The following is a 16,165-nucleotide window of genomic DNA, read 5'->3' as shown; positions in this document are numbered from 1 at the left end:
ACGGATCCGGCCGTTCGCGTCCGCCACGGATCCGATCGTTCGCGTCCGCCTGGGATTTGTCCGGACCGTCGCCCGCAAGCGAGGGTTTAATTCCGCGAGCGCGCCAGGGTCGCACGTGGACCCCGATCGGATCCCCGCCGAATTTCCTGCGCCGAGCTTCCGCGGCGCACAGGAGCGAGCGCTCGCGGATATCAGCGACGCCTTCGCCGCCGGTAACGACGTCGTTCTCGTGCGCGCGCCGACCGGCAGCGGCAAGTCGCTCCTCGCGCGGGCCATCATGGGCGCGTCCAGTACGGTCGACGAGACGGCCCCGAGCGAGGCGACGGGGGCGTACTACACGACCCCGCAGGTGTCGCAGATCGACGACGTGGAGGCGGACGACCTGCTCGACGACCTGGCGGTGATCCGCGGGAAGTCGAACTACGACTGCATCCTCCCGGGCGAGCACGACACGCCGGTCAACCGCGCCCCCTGCGTCCGCCAGCAGGGGTTCGACTGCTCGGTGAAGCACCGCTGTCCGTACTTTTCGGACCGAGCGATCGCCTCCGGAAACCGGTACGCCGCATTGACGTTAGCGTACTTCATGCGCACCGCGGGCTCCGACGTGTTCCGCAAGCGCGACGTGGTCGTGATCGACGAGGCTCACGGGCTCGCGGAGTGGGCGGAGATGTACGCGACGATCGAGCTCTCCCCGGACCGCGTCCCAGTCTGGGACGAGGTGGGCGTCCCCGACGTCGAGGCCGACGCCGGCCCCGAGGAGGACGCGCTCGACCGAACCGCCCGGTTCGTCGCGTCCCTCCACGACGTCGCCAAGCGAGCGAAAGACGAGCTGACGGGTCGGCCCGAACTCGATCGCGAGGAAGTGGCCCGTCGGGACCGCTTACAGGAACTGATCTCCGAACTCGGGTGGTTCCTGGAGGACTACCGCGATCCGGAGTCGCCCACGACGTGGGTCGTCGACCAGCCCGACGGGGAGGGCGGGTCGCTCGCGATCAAGCCACTGGACCCCGCGCGGTACCTCCGGCACACCGTGTGGGACCGCGGGAACCGGTTCGCGCTGCTCTCGGCTACTATCCTCTCGAAGGAGGCGTTCTGTCGCGGCGTCGGCCTCGACCCCGCGAACGTCGCCCTCGTCGACGTCGAGCACACGTTTCCGCTCGAACACCGGCCACTGTACGACGTGACGCGGGGGCCGATGACATACGAGCACCGCGACGAGACGGTGCCGAAGATCGCCCGGCTCGTCGTTCGGCTGATGGCGGAACACCCCGACGAGAAGGGGCTGATACATGCGCACTCGTACGACATCGCCGGCCGTCTCGTCGAGAAGCTCGGGGAATTCGGCGTCGCCGCGCGAGTTCGCAGACACGGGCGCGCGGACCGGGACGCGGAGCTCGCGGCGTGGCGGGCGAGCGACGATCCGACGGTGTTCGTCTCGGTGAAGATGGAGGAGGCGCTCGACCTCAGGGACGACCGCTGTCGGTGGCAGGTGGTGTGTAAGGCCCCGTACCGCAACACCAACGACTCGCGGGTCGCTCGCCGTCTCGCGGACGACCAGTGGGCGTGGTACCACCGGACCGCGCTCCGAACCGTGATTCAAGCGTGCGGGCGCGTCGTCCGCGCGCCGGACGACTACGGCGCGACCTACCTCGCGGACGACTCGCTGCTCGATCTCTTCGAGCGCGCGAGAGCCGATACGCCGCCGTGGTTCCGCGACCAGATAGAGGCGATGACGACCCCGTCGCTCCCGGCGTTCGATCCCGCCGCCGCGCTCGCCGGGATCGACGCCGAACCGTCGGGACCGTCGCGGGCCGGCCGACGCCGCGGAGCCGCCGATGGACATTTGATCGGCGGGAACGGCGCGGATACGGGAGGGAGCGACGGGAGCGGCGACGGCGGAATTCGGAGCGAGAACCGCGCGGACGAGAGCACTGCGGGCGACGACGACGGCCCGTCCGACGAGAGATCCGATTCGAACGAGACGCGGACTCGGTCGGAAGCGGACGCGGAACGGCGGGCGAACCACCCGCTATCCGACGTGTGGGGCGACGGCTAGGCGATCCCGAAACGACGGGCGATCGGACGGACTATCGGCCCGGGACCCGTTCGACCGCTCGACGCGCCCCGACGCGGGCTCACAGGAGGCTAACGCCCCACGCCGCCATGGAACTCACCATGAGGAACGCGAAAAACAGCGCGAAGAACTGTTGTCTGTCCATGCACCGAGATCCGGTATAGACGGTGATAATTCCTGCGGGGTCGGCCGAGCGGAACCGCCGCTCGGCCGAGCGAGGAGTTGATCGGACGATCGAGAGTCACGCAGGGGGTAGCGATTATACACCGGCTCGCTGATCGATCGTCAATATATATCGTATAAGGTGTATCAGGCACCTCAATGATGTAGTAACCTTCATAAACCTTCACGTCACTACTGTTGATATGGCTACGAAGGGGCTGTCGAGTGCGCTGACGCTGTACGGGGCGCGAACGCTGACACTCTCCCAGGCGGCCGTACAGGCCGGTCTCAGCGAGGCCGAGTTCGTCGACCAACTCGAACGTCGCGGTATCGACGTCGCGGAGTCGGAGCGCGCGGCCGCGCTCGGCAACGAACGCGACGCCCGCGCCGACTGATCCCTGTTTTAATCTTCTTCAGACGCGTTTTCGTCCGAAACAGCGAGGCACTGAACGGTGCCTCTTGATCGATTGCGGGAGTAGGGATCACAGAGTGTTGGGGGGATCGGTTATACGTGAGAGAGTGGTGTTGCTGGCGGCGGTTTATATATCATTGACGGAGCGGTGAATCGTTGTGTGTCCGGCGTTGATTGCTTATAAATAATTGATAACGCGGCTAACACCTCCAAAGCCCCAGCCGCGAGGCGGACGCACGCTCGCTGTCGCCCGAAAATCAGAGATTTTCGGGATGACGAGAGAGCTTTGCTCTCTCGAACCACGCTCCTCAATCGCTCGTTTCACTCGCTCTTTGCGGTGCTTGTGTCGCCTGCTCCCGCCTCGCGACTGCCCCTTTGAGTCCCACCCCGCACCGCTCCGCACAGCACCTCACGCCTCCCCAGCCTCGTCGCCGGACTACGTCCGGCTGTCACCGGGCGAAGCCCGGTTGCCCGAGGGACTGTGTCCCTCGCTGTTCGAGGCCTGTCGGCCGCTCACCGGCGCGCCTCCGCCACGTTCCATTATAACAGTCGTCGCTGCCACGCTCATCGCTTTTAAATACCACGTCTCTGGCGACGGTCGGCGATCCCTACTCCCGTACTGGCTCGTCGCTGCTTCCGTATTTAAACAGAACCCACTCACTGTGTTTCCGTCGGCCTCGGACATCGCCGGAGTGGATCTAGTGAATCGTCGACTACTCCTCGGGGACGAGGTGGACCTCGCCGTCGTGTTCGAACGCGAGCACGGTGTCAACGTCGTCGCCGACGAAGTCGGGGTTTGGAATCGTCTTGGCCTCGTACGTGACCGGATCGAGCACCTGGATCGCGTTCTCGTCCTCGACGGTCACCACGGTCGTCTCCGCGGCGTCGTCCCGCGTGCCGAGCCGCGCCGCGTCCGGGGCCTCCGCGTCCTCGAAGTCGGACGCGTACGACTCGCCCGTGGCGAGCCGCACTCCCTGGAGCCGCCCGGCGACGCCCGTGACGAGGACCGGGCCGTCGCCGTCCTCGGGGTCGATCACCTCGCCTTCGGCGTAGCGAGGGAGCCGGACCGCGAACGTCACCCGGTACACCTCGTTGCCGTCGCCGTCCTCCGTGACGAGCGTGGGGTACGACTCGAAGCTGCCGCCGAGCCGCTCCGTGATCCGCGTCGCGACGTTCTGCGCGAGGCGGTTCGACGAGAGCTTGACGTTCGGGCCGTCGTCCGTCTCTTTGACCTCGGTGATGAACGCCTCGCGGTCGCCGTCGGCCTCCTGGTCGGCCACGTACGACTCGGCGATGGAGAGCGCCTCGGCGCGCTCTCCGGGCGTCAGTTCGCGGTCGTCCGCGCGCACTTGGACGATTCCCGCGTAGTAGCCGCCGGCGATCCGCCCGCAGCGGTCGCAGGTCCCTCGCGAGATCTTGACAGGGACGGTGACCTCCGCGGAGCGGAGCGTCCCGCGCACGACGCCCGAGAAGCGGCAGTGCATCCGAACGTTGTTCTCGTCGACCTGTTCGGGCTCGACGCCCCACTCGACGTCCTCCGCGTCGACGTGAACGCCGAGGGTCTCCGCGACTTCGTCGACGGCGACGTCGGTGTAGTCGCGCGCGCCGACGTCGCGCCACGACTCCCCGCGGCGGACCGCGCCGCAGCCGGAACAGACGAGCACCTCGATCCGGTCGGGCGCGTCGACCAGATCGAAGTCCTCGAAGTAGCAGTCGTCACACAGCAGCGCATCTCGCCCCCTCGGTTCGCCCGGAAGCGGCTCGCGACGCTCGGGGACGGCGTCGCCACAGCGCGGACAGAACTCCCGCAACTCGCTCATTACACTCGGATACGCCGAGGAGGCGTTTAAGCGGCGCGGACCGCGCTTGGACGGGCCGTCCGACCTCACCCGTGAAGGTGCGACCGCCGGTGATGTCGTTCCGCGGTGAATGGGGTCACCGTCACGGTCGGTCTGGTCGCGGGGACCGATCCCTCCGAAATGGTTTTTCGCGCGGGCCGTGAACGTACGCGTATGAGCGGGAATCCCGACGACGAACGACTCGAAGAGCTCCGAGAACAGAAGATGCAGGAACTCCGCGAGCGCGAACAGGGAGGCAGTGCCGACGCCGAGTCCCAACAAGAGGCCCAAGAGCGCGCCGACGCCCAACAGGAGGCGGTGCTCAAGCAGTACCTGACCGACGGTGCGCGACAGCGGCTCAACGCGGTCGAGATGTCGAAGCCGGAGTTCGGCGAGAAGGTGAAACAGCAGGTCGCGGCCCTCGCCCAGAGCGGTCGGATCCAGGGACGTATCGACGAGGACCAGATGCGCGATCTCCTGAAGGAACTCCAGCCCGAACAGAAGAGCTTCGATATCCGGCGGCGATAGATGGAGCTCGCGCTGCTGTACAGCGGCGGGAAGGACTCCTCGCTCGCCGCCCACCTGCTCGATCGGTTCTACGACGTGCGTTGCGTCACCGGAAGCTTCGGGCTCACCGACGACTGGGAGCACGCCGAACGCGCCGCCACGGAGCTCGGATTCGCGTTCGAGCGCGTCGATCTCGACCGCGAGGTCGCCGAGGAAGCGGCCGCGATGATGATCGCGGACGGCTATCCCCGAAACGGAATTCAGCGCGTCCACGAGCACGCTCTCGAGACGATCGCGAAGCGCGACGTCGACGCGATCGCCGACGGCACGCGACGGGACGATCGGGTTCCCACGGTGTCGCGCGCGCAGGCGCAGAGCCTGGAGGACCGCCACGGCGTCGACTACATCTCGCCGCTGTCCGGGTTCGGCCGCCACGCCGTCGACCGGCTCGTCGAGGCGACGTTCGACGTCCAGCAGGGACCGAGCGAGGAGGTCCCCAAGGCCGACTACGAGGACGAGCTCCGGACGCTCATCGCCGACGAACACGGGGAGGAGACGGTCGGCGAGGTGTTCCCGGACCACGATCAGACGTACGTGCACGGCCGGAACGACTGATCGGCGGGCCTGAGGCGGCCGGCACCGAGGCGGTCGTCCTCGGCTATCGCCCCGAAAGGATGCTTTCAAGCGGGCGCTCGCCGAATCGGCGTCCATGTACGAGGGACTCAAGGGATTTCGCGATTTCTACCCCGGTGAGCAGTCGGCCCGCCGCGAGGTGACGGACGCGATCGAGGACGCCGCGAGCCGGTACGGTTTCCGCGAGATCGCCACGCCCGCGCTCGAGCGGACGGAGATGTACGTCGACAAGTCCGGCGAGGAGATCGTGGAGGAGCTGTACGCCTTCGACGACAAGGGCGGTCGCGGCGTGTCGATGACCCCCGAACTCACGCCGACCGTCGCCCGGATGGTCGTCGCGAAGGGCCAGGAGCTCTCGAAGCCGATCAAGTGGGTCTCCACTCGCCCGTTCTGGCGCTACGAACAGGTCCAGCAGGGCCGCTTCCGCGAGTTCTACCAGACGAACATCGACGTGTTCGGCTCGTCGGCCCCCGAGGCCGACGCCGAGGTGCTCGCCGTCGCCGCCGACGCCCTCACCGATCTGGGCCTCACCGGCGACGACTTCGAGTTCCGCGTCTCCCACCGCGACATCCTCGGCGGGCTGGTTCGGGCGCTCTCCGACGATCCCGGCGCGATCGACGCGAAGGCGGCGATTCGCGCTGTAGACAAGCGTGCGAAGGTCGACGACGGCGAATACCTCGGCCTCCTCTCCGACGCCGGGCTTGACCGCGCGACCGCCCGCGAGTTCGACGACCTTATCGCGGGCGTCGAGACCGTCGACGACCTCGACGCCGTCGCCGAGGCGGGCGGCGAGGACGTCGAGGCCGCCGTCGAGAACCTCCGAAGCGTGCTCGCGGCCGCCGATGACTTCGGCGCGGGCGAGTTCTGCGACGTGTCCCTGACGACCGCCCGCGGGCTCGACTACTACACCGGCGTCGTGTTCGAGTGTTTCGACTCCACCGGCGAGGTGTCGCGCTCCGTCTTCGGCGGCGGGCGCTACGACGACCTGATCGAGAGCTTCGGCGGCCAGCCGACCCCCGCGGTCGGGGTCGCACCCGGCCACGCCACTCTCAAGCTCCTCTGTCAGCGCGCCGGCGTCTGGCCGGACGAAGAGCTGACCACCGACTACTACGTCCTCTCCGTCGGCGACACTCGCACCGAGGCGGCCGACGTCGCCCGCGATCTCCGCGCGCTCGGCGACGGCGTCGTCGTCGAGAGCGACGTCTCCGACCGATCGTTCGGCGCACAGCTCGGGTACGCCGACTCGATCAACGCGGAGACCGTGGTCGTCGTCGGCGAGCGCGATCTGGAGAACGGCGAGTACACGGTGAAAGACATGGCGAGCGGCGACGAGACGACCGTTCCGGTCGACGAGTTCCCGTCCGAGTCGGGTCGCCCGACCGACGAGGACTACGAGTAGGAGCCGGTTCGGGACTGATCGCGGTCCTCAACGGCTTTTTTGGACGCGCGCCGAAAACGTGGATGCGATGACCCCGATACCGCTGTCGACCGCGATGCCATCGGTCGAGATCGGTCTCCGCGTGCTCGCCGGCGTCCTCCTCATCCTGATCAACGCGTACTTCGTCGCTGTCGAGTTCGCGTTGACCCGTCTCAGGCAGTACCCCGAGTCGGAGATAGACACGCCGGGGCTTCGGCGCGCCTGGGAGATGACCGACGACCTCGAATTTTACCTGACGACCTGTCAGGTGTGGATATCCGGGACGAGCATCGCGCTCGGCATCGTCGCTGAGCCCGGGCTCGCGGCGCTTTTCGCCCCGGTCTTCGCGAACACGGCGCTCGCGTCCGCCGGTGCCGGATCGCTTCTGGGCTTTTTCATCATCAACATGGTCCACCTCACGCACGGCGAGCAGACGCCGACGTACCTCGGCGTCGAGCGCTCGAAGCAGGTCGCCGAGCACGGCGCGAGACCGCTGTACTGGTTCGCGTGGCTCATCTCGCCGCTGATCACGGTCGGCGACTGGGTCGCGAAGGCGACGCTGCGGCTGTTCGGCGTCGAGATGACCGGCGCGTGGACGGAGACCGAGGCTGACGTGCTCGAAACGCGCGCGGAGCTTCGGAGCCGGCTCGGCTCGATGATGGAGGAAGTCGAGCTCCCGAAGGAGCGCCGAGAGGAAGTCCTCAACGCGCTCGACATCGACGAGGTCGACGTGGCGGAGATCGCGACGCCCGCCGACGAGATCGTTTCCCTGTCGACGACCGCATCCGTCGAGGCCAACCTCGAATCGATCCGCGACACGCCGCACAGCCGGTTCCCCCTCGTCGGCACGGAGCTGACCGACTTCGAGGGGATCGTGTACGCTCCCTCGATCGTGAGTCACTTCGCCGAGCTTCGAAGCGGCGACCTGACATTCTCTGAGATTGCGGCCCCGCCGATGACGATCGCGGCGTCGACGAGCGTCAGCGACGCCTTCGACCAGTTCCAAGCGGAGGGGCAGGAGCTCGCGCTCGTTCTCCGGAACGACCAGGTCGTCGGGCTTGTCACCGCGACGGACACGCTGGAGGCGGTGATGGGACAGCTCGAAGATCCGCTCGACGCCGGCGATTTATAACCGGGTCAAAACGACCGCACTGTCGGCGTCTGCAAGGCTGTTTCGGCGCGTGCTACTCGAACGCCTCGCGCAGGAAGACGAGCGCTCCCCCGAGCATCGCGAGATTCCCGAAGAAGGCGAGCCGCTCGCCGCTCCTGTCGTCCGCGTCGGCGTTCCAGAAGTCGTGCATCGTCGCCGTCACGACCGCGAGGAACGTGACGGCCGCGCCGGTGGCGAGCCGCGGCAGTCGCCAGAGCGCGATCCCGACCCCGGCGGCGACCATCGTTCCCGAGGCGACCGGCGCGGCGACTTCCGGGACCGGGACGCCGGCCGATTCGGCGTACTCGATCGTGTCGTCCATGTCGCGGAAGTCCTCGGATGCCTGCGCGGCGAGTCCGATACCGAGCAGGACCCGACCGAGCCGAGAGGGCGCGGTGCGCCCGCTGCCGACCGTTTCCGTCGCGTCCGCGTCGTCTTCGCTCATGAGTCGAGTAACGGTAGCATGGAACATAACGATACTGGCGGGCGGTCTCAGGACACGATCACCAGAGCGACAAGAGGCGGTCACCGCGCCGTCGGCAACGATGTATACGCGAGAACGCCAGCGGTCGTCGATTCCGACGACGATCCGCTGGAGGCGGCCCGTTACCGATCCGGGGCGGGCGGCCGAAGGTCTCGCTGAAACTCGTCGAAGACGTCGAGATCCTCGGGGAGATCGTATTCGATCTCCCGTTCGTGCTGCCGGTCGGGGAGGCGACCGTCCTCCAGCTCCGCGGCGGCATCCTCCCATCCCGGCTTCACGCGGACGCTGCGGGCGGGCGATCCCACGACGACGTGGTGTGCGGGGACGTCGCCCTGGACGACCGAGCGCGCGCCGACAACGCTGTTCTCGCCGATCCGGCAGCCGGCCCGGACCATGGCATCGTAGGTGACGCGGGCGTCGTCGTCGACTCTCGTGTGGAAGTTCCGGACCTCGGTCTGGTCCACGAGGTCGTGATCGTGGCTGTAGAGGTGGACGCCGTCGGAGATGGACGCGCGGTCGCCGATAGTCAGCTTTCCGCGATCGTCGAGGTGGACGTCGTCGTGGATCACGACGTTGTCGCCGATCTCGATGTTGTGGCCGTAGGTGACGGAGATTCCCTTGAAAAAGCGGCAGTCGTCCCCGCACTCGGCGAACAGGTGGTTCCCGAGCATCTGGCGGAACCGGAGGGCGAACTCGACGTTGTCGGCCATCGGCGTGGCGTCGAACTGCCGCCAGAGCCACTGGAGATACTTCGACCGCTGGAATCGGTCCTCGTCCTTCTCGGCGTAGTACTCCGACTCCAGCGTCGCGTTACACGGGTCGTATCCCTGGAGACGGACGCGCTCGGCCTTCGAGACCGACTCGCCGTCCTGCCACGCGTCCCACCGCTCGCGATCCCCGTGCAGATCAATCAGCGTGTCCCGCACGACCTCGCAGGTGTCCTCGTCCGAGGAGAGCCGTTCGTCCACCTCGTCGATGAACGCCCGAACCCCGGCCTCCGCACCGTCGGGCAGGGACACGTGTCGCTTTGTCATCGTCGCCCCTTCGTCGGCATCCCCCAAAGGGATTCGGTTGTGCGGCGCGCGCGCAGCGGCGACGACTCCGCGACGAATTTAAAAATCCCCGCGCGATCCCGGTGCGTGGGGGAGACCGCACCCGCTAAGTGTCCCGATCCCCAACGTGGGGTATGCAGCACCGCGAACTCGGGAACTCCGGCGTCGAAGTCTCTGAGATCGGCTTCGGCGCGTGGGTCGTCGGCACCGACTGGTGGGGCGACCGGTCGGACGAACAGGCGGTCGGAATGGTCGCGGACGCGCTCGACGCGGGCGTCACCTACGTCGACACCGGCGACGTGTACGGCCACGGCGACAGCGAGGAGATTGTCGGGCGAGCGATCGCCGACCGACGCGACGAGGTCACGCTCGCGACGAAAATCGGCTACGACTTCTACAACAACCCGCAGGCCGGCCACGGCGAACTTCCAAAGGAGCTCGACCGCGAGTACCTCCAGACCGCGTTCGAGCGGTCGCTCGACCGGCTCGGCACCGACCACGTCGACCTGCTCCAGCTCCACAACGCGAACGTCGACGACGTCACGCCCGAGGTGCGAGACCTCCTCCGCGAGTGGAAAGACGACGGTCGCGTCCGCGCGCTCGGCTGGGCGCTCGGCCCCTCGATCGGCTGGCTCGCCGAGGGCGACGCCGCCGTGGAGTACGAGGAGTTCGACGCGGTCCAGACGGTGTTCAACCTGTTCGAGCAGCAGCCCGGCCGCCACTTCGTCGACGCGATTCGCGAGACGGGATCCGACACGTCGGTCATCGCTCGCGTCCCGCACTCCTCGGGACTCCTCAACGAGCAGGTGACGCCCGACACCGTCCTCGGGGACGGCGACCACCGTTCGCACCGACCCGAAGAGTGGTACGAGACGGGCTGGGAGAAGGTGGAGACGATCCGCTTCCTCGAAGATCCCGACCACGCCGGGAGGGATCGCACGATGGCGCAGGCGGCGATCCGCTGGCTGCTCGCCCACGACGAGGTCGCGTCCGTGACGCCCACCTTCCGCGACGGCGACGACGTCGCCGCGTGGAGCGCCGCCAGCGACGTTCCCGCACTCTCCGCGGACGAGTACGACCGGCTGGAAGAGTTGTACGCTCGCAACTTCGACGTCGACCGCGACGACGGGATGGACGTTCTCCGAACCTCCGTCGGCGGCGAGGACATCGAGGCCGCCGGCCTCGACAAGCGCGCCGCGTCGTACTGAGCCCCTCGAACGATCTCGACTTTTCGCGTCGACGTGCCGGTACCGAATCATCGGATCCCGAACAGCGTGAGTCGTCGACTCAGGAACCGCGTGGATTCGCTACTCGCGAACCGCGTGGAATCGGCGGCCCGCGAACCGCGTTCGCCGGACCCGTCGAAGCCGACTCGCGGGCGAGAGCCTCGGCCCGCAGCGCGGAGCGATCGCTCGGTGGGTGGAAGTGGTGGCTCGGTGGATAACCCTCATCACAAGGGGCTCAGTGGGGGTAACACGTCGTCACGGCCACCACCACGAGCGTGGTCGTCGCCACGGATAAACCTCTCGTGACGAGAGCAGCGCGAATCGCCAGCGGCGGCGGGCATCAGCGACGCGAACCGCCAGCGGCGACGACCGCTCACGTCGACGAACGGCCGCGCAGCGATCTGCTGCTCAGCGTCCGCCGACGAGTCGGTTCGCGACGAGGTCCTGGTCCGTCCGGATCCGGTCGGCGAGTTCGCTAACCTGCGATAACACGGGGAATCGCGGCCCGTCCGTCGGCCCGTACAGGTACTCGTAGAACGCGCGCTCCCTGTCCGCGTCGACCGTGGCGTCGGGCGTCAGCGGCGGATCGTCGAGCGCCGACTGTCGGTCGGCGGCGATCTCGTCGCACTCGCGTTCGAGATCGTCGAGCCGCTGCCAGACGTCGATGGCCGCGTCGGTCGGGTCCCGTTCGATGCCGTCGAGGTGTTCGAGGAGCCGACGACGCCGCCGATCGACGCCCGCCAGGTCAGCCTCGACGGCGGTGAGCGCGTCGAGTTCCGAGTCGATCGCGTCGGCCAGCGAGGACCGGGCGTCGACAGCCCGCCGACTCCGGCTGACGAGCGCCGACTGAGCGCCGGGAGAAAGGGTCCTGTTCGACGCCAGCGCGGTGGCCGTGTCCGGTCCCAACTCCGCCGCGAGGCTCTCCGGTATCGTCTCGTCGTACTCACGTCTGTAGTGCGGCAGCGACATCACGGTGTCCCGGTACGCGGCCAGCACCCGCCTGAGTTTCACGTCCGCACCGCCCATCCGATCCACGGTGCGCACGGCCGCGACCGGACCGTCGAGCGCCGTCGCCGTCGAGCCCGCAGGCACGGGCTCGAACGACGAGACGCGATCGGCGAACTCCTCGAACGCCTCGCGCTCGTCGAGCACCCGAGCGCGCTCGCGCCGACAGTCGGCCTTCGCGTCGCGAACGTACGCGAACGCGACGAACGCGACGAGACCGGCGATGACGACGGCGGTGACGGCCCCCGGCTCGCTCGCGAGATTCCCGATCTCACACGAGAGGCTCGTACACTCCGCTACCGCCGGTTCCTCGCTGGGTACTCGAAAGACCCCGGACGCCCCCGAACTCATGCTCATTGTATCCGGTTAACACGGCGCACGCACAAAGCGTTTGTGACCCGTCTCACGCGTTGATATGACGGATATCGTCGGACGGAATCGGCGGTTCGAGGGAGCTGGCTACTCGAGAACGCCTTCGTCGGTGATCACGGTGTCGACCATATCTATCGGAGTCGCGTCGTAGCTCGGGTTTTCGATCGTGACGCCCTCGACCGGCTCGCGCATCACCTCGACGGCGTCGCGGAACTCGTTCTCGAAGCGGAACTCCTCTATCGTCTTCGCCGCGGAGCCGACTGCGGTGATCGGAACGCCGAGCTCCCGAGCGGTGACGACGAGGGGGAACGTTCCGATTCGGTTGTAGTACGTGCCGCCGGTGATACACGTGATCCCGAGGAGGACGCGGTCGCACTCGCGGAGCGCGTATCCCATCGCGCTGTCGACGACCATCCGCGTGTCGACGCGTGACATCCCGGCGAGCACGCGGGCCGTCTTCCGACCGAGGGTGCGCGGGCGCGCCTCAGTGACGTACACCGTCAGGTGCGCACCGTCGCTCGCGGCGGTCTCGATGGCCTCCAAGACCGTCGTCGAGTAGTCGTGGACGAGGAGGGTGTCGCCGTCCTCGATGCGCTCGGCCGCGTTGGCGGCGGCCTCCCCTTTCGCCGTCTCGATCTCGTCCGCGACGCGGGCGATCACGTCCTCCAGGAGTTGCTTTCCGGCCTCGACGCTCGTCGCCTCGCCGACGATCGAGCGCTCGACCTCGCGCATCGCGTTGTGGAGGGCGGCGTGCGAGGGGTTCGACCGGCGCAATACGCCAGCGTTGTGTTCGAGATCGCGCTCGAATTCGTCGACGGCCGCGTACTCCCGGTCGAGCAGCTCCGCGAGCGACCGCGTCGCCTTCACGGCCACCGCCGACGTGCTGTGGGTCCGCATCGCCCGGATCTCGGCGACGGTCTCGTCGATCATACGTGAACGGTCGTCGTCCCAATTAAAAGGGGTTCCGGGGTCTCGGAAAGTGGCCCCGTCGAAGTGCTACTCACCCGTGAAGAACGCAACTGCGACAGGCGTTCACCAACGACTCTCGATCGATTGCGGGAGTGAGTATTGCAGACCGCTGCCGGCGACGTAGTATTTAAAGGCGCGAGCGCGACGGCGACGACTACTAATAAATGAACGTACGGTGGCGCACGCCGTGAGCGGGCCGAAGGCCCGCGAACGACCGTGCGAGGGACGCCGCGAGCGAAGCGAGCGGCGAGGCTGGGGAGGCGTGAGGTGCGGGGCGGTTGCGGTGCAGGTGGGATTCAAAGGGGCAGCCGCGAGGCGGGCGCAGGCGACACAAGCACCGCAATGAGGGAGCGAACGGAGTGAGCGACCGAGTGAGGAGCGCAGCGAGCGTGCGCCCGACTCGCGGCTGGGGCTTTGTAAGTGTTCGCCGAGCCAGCACCGATTTATACCCGAGCGGCTGGGGCTTTGTAAGTGTTCACCGCGCCAGCAACAATCACTTATAAACACTCACCGCCAGACACACAGCAATTCACCGCGCCAGCAACGATATCTAAACAGCCGCCAACAACACCACATGTTCACTTATAAACGACCACTCCTCCGAATTGACATACTCACTCCCGGAATCGCTCGTCGATGTTCCGGTAGTCACTCGATGTCTGGTGATCGCTCGCCGGCCGGGACGACGATCTCCAGCCAGTTCTCCTCGGGCGGGAGCGGACAGGAGAACGTCTCGCTGTAGGCGCAGAAGGGATTGTACGCGAGGTTGAAATCCAGCACGACGTCGGCGGTGTCCGAGAGATCGTTCTCCGGTTCCAGCTCCATGTACCGGCCGTGGTGGTACGTCTGCTGGCCCGTCGTCTTGTCGCGGAAGGGGACGAATATCGCGCCGTCGTCGCCCTCCTGTCGGTAGCCCGCGAGGGTGTGCTCCTCCCCTCCGATCTCGAACGCGAACGTGACGATCCGGAGGTAACGAACCGGGTTGCTCGCGGTCGTTTCCATCTCGACGGGCTCCGGGTCATCGTGGACGGTCACTGTGGCCTCGACGCGGTAGTCCGGATCGGGATCGAAGTACGCGAGACCGTCGAAGCCGTCGCGGAGCTCCGGCGGGATCGGCGACTGCGGGTGCTCGGCGAAGAACTCGTCCTTCTCGCGGCGGTTCGCGCGGAGCCGCTCGGCGTAGTCGTCGCTCATACCAGCCCGGAGGGCTGCGAGCGGTTTCAGGGTCGCGGTTCGGCGCGTCCGCGGCGGTGGCTCTCTTCGCGCGGAAATCAGAGCGCCTGGAGGTCGGCGAGACACTCGTCGAGGTCCCGGGTCGACGTCGCCAGCGAGAAGCCGTCGACGCGCGCGAGATCGGCCGCGTGGGGCCACAGGTCGTCGCCCTCGATCCCGTGAAGGACGACCGCGTTCGGCGTCGGGCTCACGACGCGCAGCGCGACGAGCGGCGACTCGCCGCGGGTCACCCCCGTGAACACGAGCGCGCGGTTCGTCGACTGACCGTACAGCCGGTAGAACTCCTCGCTCGACAGCCGGGTTATCGCCTCGATGGAGTTGATGACGGTGTGGCCGTTCACGTGATCTCGATCGCCGCGGACGATCTCCGTCGCGCCCATCGCCTCGTAGAACTCCTCGAGCGGAACCGCCGTCGAGTACTCGCGGAGGTCGTGAACGATGTCGCTCTCGAACCCCGCAGACAGCACCCGGGCGTACTGCCTGAGTCGGCCGCCACCGCGACGTTCGTCGATATCCAAGAGGCCGTCGACGGTGCGTCGCACGACACCGATTCCGGGGCTCTCGCGCCGACCGCTCTCGTAGTCGGATATCACCGAGGAGGAGACGTCGAGCTGGTCGGCGAGTTCGGTCTGGGAGACGTCGAAATCGGTTCGCCACTTCCGGAGCGTCGCCCCGGGGTCGTCGCTGAGCGTTATCTCGCCGGCGATCCGACGGGAGAGCTCCTCGCGTGCGTCGCTCATTGAACGATCCGAGGACCGAACGCCGCAAAAGGCTACCGAAACCGGGGTTCGTCGGTCGTCGACATCGAACGCCGAAACGGCCGATTCCGACGACTCACAAGAGGCCGCAGACCCAAACGACGCGCCGTCGAACTCACTCGACGGACAGCGAGTAGACGATGACGCCGAACCCGATCGCGGTCAGCAGGCTGTTGATCGCGATCCCGACGGCGAGGTCCGCGCCGATGATCTGGTGGGAGACGCCCCCGATCAGTGCGCCGACGGTGACGATGCCGAATCCGATCCCGAGCGCGCGGAGGGAGGGATCCCCTGTCCGACCGTACGCGCGGAGCGCGTAGTAGGTGATGCTGCCACCGAGCAGGAGGATGGCGGTCTTTGCGACGATGATGATCAGGTCGATGTGGGTAGTCATGTTTCCTCGCGTAGCTCCGACCACAGGTCGGCCAAGCGTTCGTCCCGGCTGCGCTCCGGACGGATGAACTCCACGTCGAAGTCCCGGTCGCCCTCGTCGTCGTCCCCGTCGCCGATCGAGACGATGACGCTCTCGAACGAGACCGAGTAGCGGGTCGTGTGCTGTCCGTCGCGCCGGATATCGGTCGATTCGGTCAGGAGGGAGGCGTCCGTGAGCAGCTCCAGTTTTCGGTACGTCGTCGACAGGGGAATGTCGCACTCCTCGGAGAGGTCGCTCGCGGTCTTCGGTTCGGAGAGCGCCGAGACGATCCGCCGTGCGGCGTCGTCGGCCAGCGCGTCCAGCACGTCGCCGACCGGCGGCGGATCCTCCTCGCGCGACGGGTCCCGCACCATACGTGACGGTTCGACCCCCGGAACTTAAACCATCGAGCTTCGGAGCGGCGCGGTTCGAACCCCGACGCTCTCCGCGGCGGCACACGC

16 protein-coding genes are annotated in these 16,165 nt (G+C 67.3%); 7 read left to right on the top strand and 9 right to left on the bottom strand.

Translation table 11 applies throughout. The features are described from left to right. The first annotated feature begins 115 nt into the window (after positions 1 to 115). Both ACFQEY_RS08450 and ACFQEY_RS08445 read left to right on the top strand, forming a co-directional pair. Complete coding sequence (locus ACFQEY_RS08450; RefSeq protein ID WP_379767542.1) at positions 116 to 2,056, top strand: helicase C-terminal domain-containing protein; 1,941 nt, start codon at positions 116 to 118, stop codon at positions 2,054 to 2,056. Between the two features lie 383 nt (positions 2,057 to 2,439). Continuing rightward, a complete protein-coding gene (locus ACFQEY_RS08445; RefSeq protein ID WP_379767137.1) occupies positions 2,440 to 2,631 on the top strand; it encodes a DUF7317 family protein in 192 nt (63 codons plus the stop codon). A 730-nt stretch (positions 2,632 to 3,361) separates the two neighbouring features. Here ACFQEY_RS08445 and ACFQEY_RS08440 read toward each other — a convergent pair. Continuing rightward, entirely contained in the window at positions 3,362 to 4,468 is a 1,107-nt protein-coding gene (locus tag ACFQEY_RS08440) for a 60S ribosomal export protein NMD3 (protein ID WP_379767134.1), read from the bottom strand. A 192-nt stretch (positions 4,469 to 4,660) separates the two neighbouring features. Between ACFQEY_RS08440 and ACFQEY_RS08435 the strand changes: the two genes are divergently transcribed. From ACFQEY_RS08435 to ACFQEY_RS08420, 4 genes are all read left to right on the top strand, one after another. Continuing rightward, positions 4,661 to 5,014, top strand: coding sequence for a DNA-binding protein (locus ACFQEY_RS08435; RefSeq protein WP_379767132.1), 354 nt, complete (start codon positions 4,661 to 4,663; stop codon positions 5,012 to 5,014). Then, positions 5,015 to 5,608, top strand: coding sequence for a DUF7411 family protein (locus ACFQEY_RS08430; protein ID WP_379767129.1), 594 nt, complete (start codon positions 5,015 to 5,017; stop codon positions 5,606 to 5,608). It abuts the gene before it with no gap. A gap of 94 nt (positions 5,609 to 5,702) precedes the next feature. Next, positions 5,703 to 7,025, top strand: a complete 1,323-nt coding sequence (gene hisS, locus ACFQEY_RS08425; protein ID WP_379767126.1) for a histidine--tRNA ligase — start codon at positions 5,703 to 5,705, stop codon at positions 7,023 to 7,025. Positions 7,026 to 7,092: 67 nt separating this feature from the next. Beyond that, complete coding sequence (locus ACFQEY_RS08420) at positions 7,093 to 8,175, top strand: CNNM domain-containing protein (RefSeq protein WP_379767122.1); 1,083 nt, start codon at positions 7,093 to 7,095, stop codon at positions 8,173 to 8,175. Between the two features lie 52 nt (positions 8,176 to 8,227). Here the strand turns inward: ACFQEY_RS08420 and ACFQEY_RS08415 are convergent, their stop codons facing one another. Beyond that, on the bottom strand, positions 8,228 to 8,638 hold the full coding sequence (locus ACFQEY_RS08415; RefSeq protein WP_379767120.1) for a DoxX family protein: 411 nt from the start codon (positions 8,636 to 8,638) through the stop codon (positions 8,228 to 8,230). A gap of 161 nt (positions 8,639 to 8,799) precedes the next feature. Then, the gene (locus tag ACFQEY_RS08410) at positions 8,800 to 9,711 is read right to left on the bottom strand and encodes an acyltransferase (RefSeq protein ID WP_379767117.1); all 912 of its coding nucleotides are present in this window, start codon (positions 9,709 to 9,711) and stop codon (positions 8,800 to 8,802) included. 152 nt (positions 9,712 to 9,863) lie between these two features. On the opposite strand from ACFQEY_RS08410, the gene ACFQEY_RS08405 reads away from it, so the two are divergent. After that, entirely contained in the window at positions 9,864 to 10,937 is a 1,074-nt protein-coding gene (locus ACFQEY_RS08405) for an aldo/keto reductase (protein WP_379767114.1), read from the top strand. A gap of 426 nt (positions 10,938 to 11,363) precedes the next feature. Here ACFQEY_RS08405 and ACFQEY_RS08400 read toward each other — a convergent pair whose 3' ends face one another. The 6 genes from ACFQEY_RS08400 to ACFQEY_RS08375 form a co-directional block, all read right to left on the bottom strand. Next, entirely contained in the window at positions 11,364 to 12,317 is a 954-nt protein-coding gene (locus ACFQEY_RS08400) for a DUF7260 family protein (protein WP_379767111.1), read from the bottom strand. Positions 12,318 to 12,419: 102 nt separating this feature from the next. Continuing rightward, positions 12,420 to 13,262, bottom strand: a complete 843-nt coding sequence (locus tag ACFQEY_RS08395; protein ID WP_379767109.1) for an eIF2B alpha/beta/delta subunit family protein — start codon at positions 13,260 to 13,262, stop codon at positions 12,420 to 12,422. A gap of 687 nt (positions 13,263 to 13,949) precedes the next feature. Continuing rightward, positions 13,950 to 14,495, bottom strand: coding sequence for a DUF1684 domain-containing protein (locus ACFQEY_RS08390; protein ID WP_379767107.1), 546 nt, complete (start codon positions 14,493 to 14,495; stop codon positions 13,950 to 13,952). A gap of 77 nt (positions 14,496 to 14,572) precedes the next feature. Beyond that, positions 14,573 to 15,274 carry a helix-turn-helix domain-containing protein gene (locus ACFQEY_RS08385; RefSeq protein ID WP_379767104.1) on the bottom strand — a complete coding sequence of 234 codons (702 nt, stop codon included), beginning with the start codon at positions 15,272 to 15,274 and terminating at the stop codon, positions 14,573 to 14,575. Positions 15,275 to 15,407: 133 nt separating this feature from the next. Next, positions 15,408 to 15,686: a DUF7521 family protein gene (locus ACFQEY_RS08380; RefSeq protein ID WP_379767101.1), complete on the bottom strand. Its 279-nt coding sequence runs from the start codon at positions 15,684 to 15,686 to the stop codon at positions 15,408 to 15,410. Next, complete coding sequence (locus ACFQEY_RS08375; protein ID WP_379767098.1) at positions 15,683 to 16,078, bottom strand: ArsR/SmtB family transcription factor; 396 nt, start codon at positions 16,076 to 16,078, stop codon at positions 15,683 to 15,685. Before ACFQEY_RS08375 ends, ACFQEY_RS08380 begins: the two co-directional genes overlap by 4 nt. Positions 16,079 to 16,165: the final 87 nt, after the last annotated feature.

It is taken from the genome of Halorubrum trueperi (assembly GCF_042662525.1).
Taxonomy (GTDB): domain Archaea; phylum Halobacteriota; class Halobacteria; order Halobacteriales; family Haloferacaceae; genus Halorubrum; species Halorubrum trueperi.
Note: the sequence above shows the minus strand (reverse complement) of the source record. Positions and strands in the feature narration are given on the sequence as shown.

Excerpts from the sequence above, each read along its gene's own strand:
- ACFQEY_RS08430 (WP_379767129.1), top strand. The coding sequence starts at position 5,015 with ATGGAGCTCGCGCTGCTGTACAGCGGCGGGAAGGACTCCTCGCTCGCC.
- ACFQEY_RS08440 (WP_379767134.1), bottom strand. The coding sequence starts at position 4,468 with ATGAGCGAGTTGCGGGAGTTCTGTCCGCGCTGTGGCGACGCCGTCCCC.
- ACFQEY_RS08385 (WP_379767104.1), bottom strand. The coding sequence starts at position 15,274 with ATGAGCGACGCACGCGAGGAGCTCTCCCGTCGGATCGCCGGCGAGATA.
- ACFQEY_RS08390 (WP_379767107.1), bottom strand. The coding sequence starts at position 14,495 with ATGAGCGACGACTACGCCGAGCGGCTCCGCGCGAACCGCCGCGAGAAG.
- ACFQEY_RS08420 (WP_379767122.1), top strand. The coding sequence starts at position 7,093 with ATGACCCCGATACCGCTGTCGACCGCGATGCCATCGGTCGAGATCGGT.
- ACFQEY_RS08405 (WP_379767114.1), top strand. The coding sequence starts at position 9,864 with ATGCAGCACCGCGAACTCGGGAACTCCGGCGTCGAAGTCTCTGAGATC.
- hisS (WP_379767126.1), top strand. The coding sequence starts at position 5,703 with ATGTACGAGGGACTCAAGGGATTTCGCGATTTCTACCCCGGTGAGCAG.
- ACFQEY_RS08435 (WP_379767132.1), top strand. The coding sequence starts at position 4,661 with ATGAGCGGGAATCCCGACGACGAACGACTCGAAGAGCTCCGAGAACAG.
- ACFQEY_RS08395 (WP_379767109.1), bottom strand. The coding sequence starts at position 13,262 with ATGATCGACGAGACCGTCGCCGAGATCCGGGCGATGCGGACCCACAGC.
- ACFQEY_RS08410 (WP_379767117.1), bottom strand. The coding sequence starts at position 9,711 with ATGACAAAGCGACACGTGTCCCTGCCCGACGGTGCGGAGGCCGGGGTT.
- ACFQEY_RS08400 (WP_379767111.1), bottom strand. The coding sequence starts at position 12,317 with ATGAGCATGAGTTCGGGGGCGTCCGGGGTCTTTCGAGTACCCAGCGAG.
- ACFQEY_RS08375 (WP_379767098.1), bottom strand. The coding sequence starts at position 16,078 with ATGGTGCGGGACCCGTCGCGCGAGGAGGATCCGCCGCCGGTCGGCGAC.
- ACFQEY_RS08445 (WP_379767137.1), top strand. The coding sequence starts at position 2,440 with ATGGCTACGAAGGGGCTGTCGAGTGCGCTGACGCTGTACGGGGCGCGA.
- ACFQEY_RS08415 (WP_379767120.1), bottom strand. The coding sequence starts at position 8,638 with ATGAGCGAAGACGACGCGGACGCGACGGAAACGGTCGGCAGCGGGCGC.
- ACFQEY_RS08380 (WP_379767101.1), bottom strand. The coding sequence starts at position 15,686 with ATGACTACCCACATCGACCTGATCATCATCGTCGCAAAGACCGCCATC.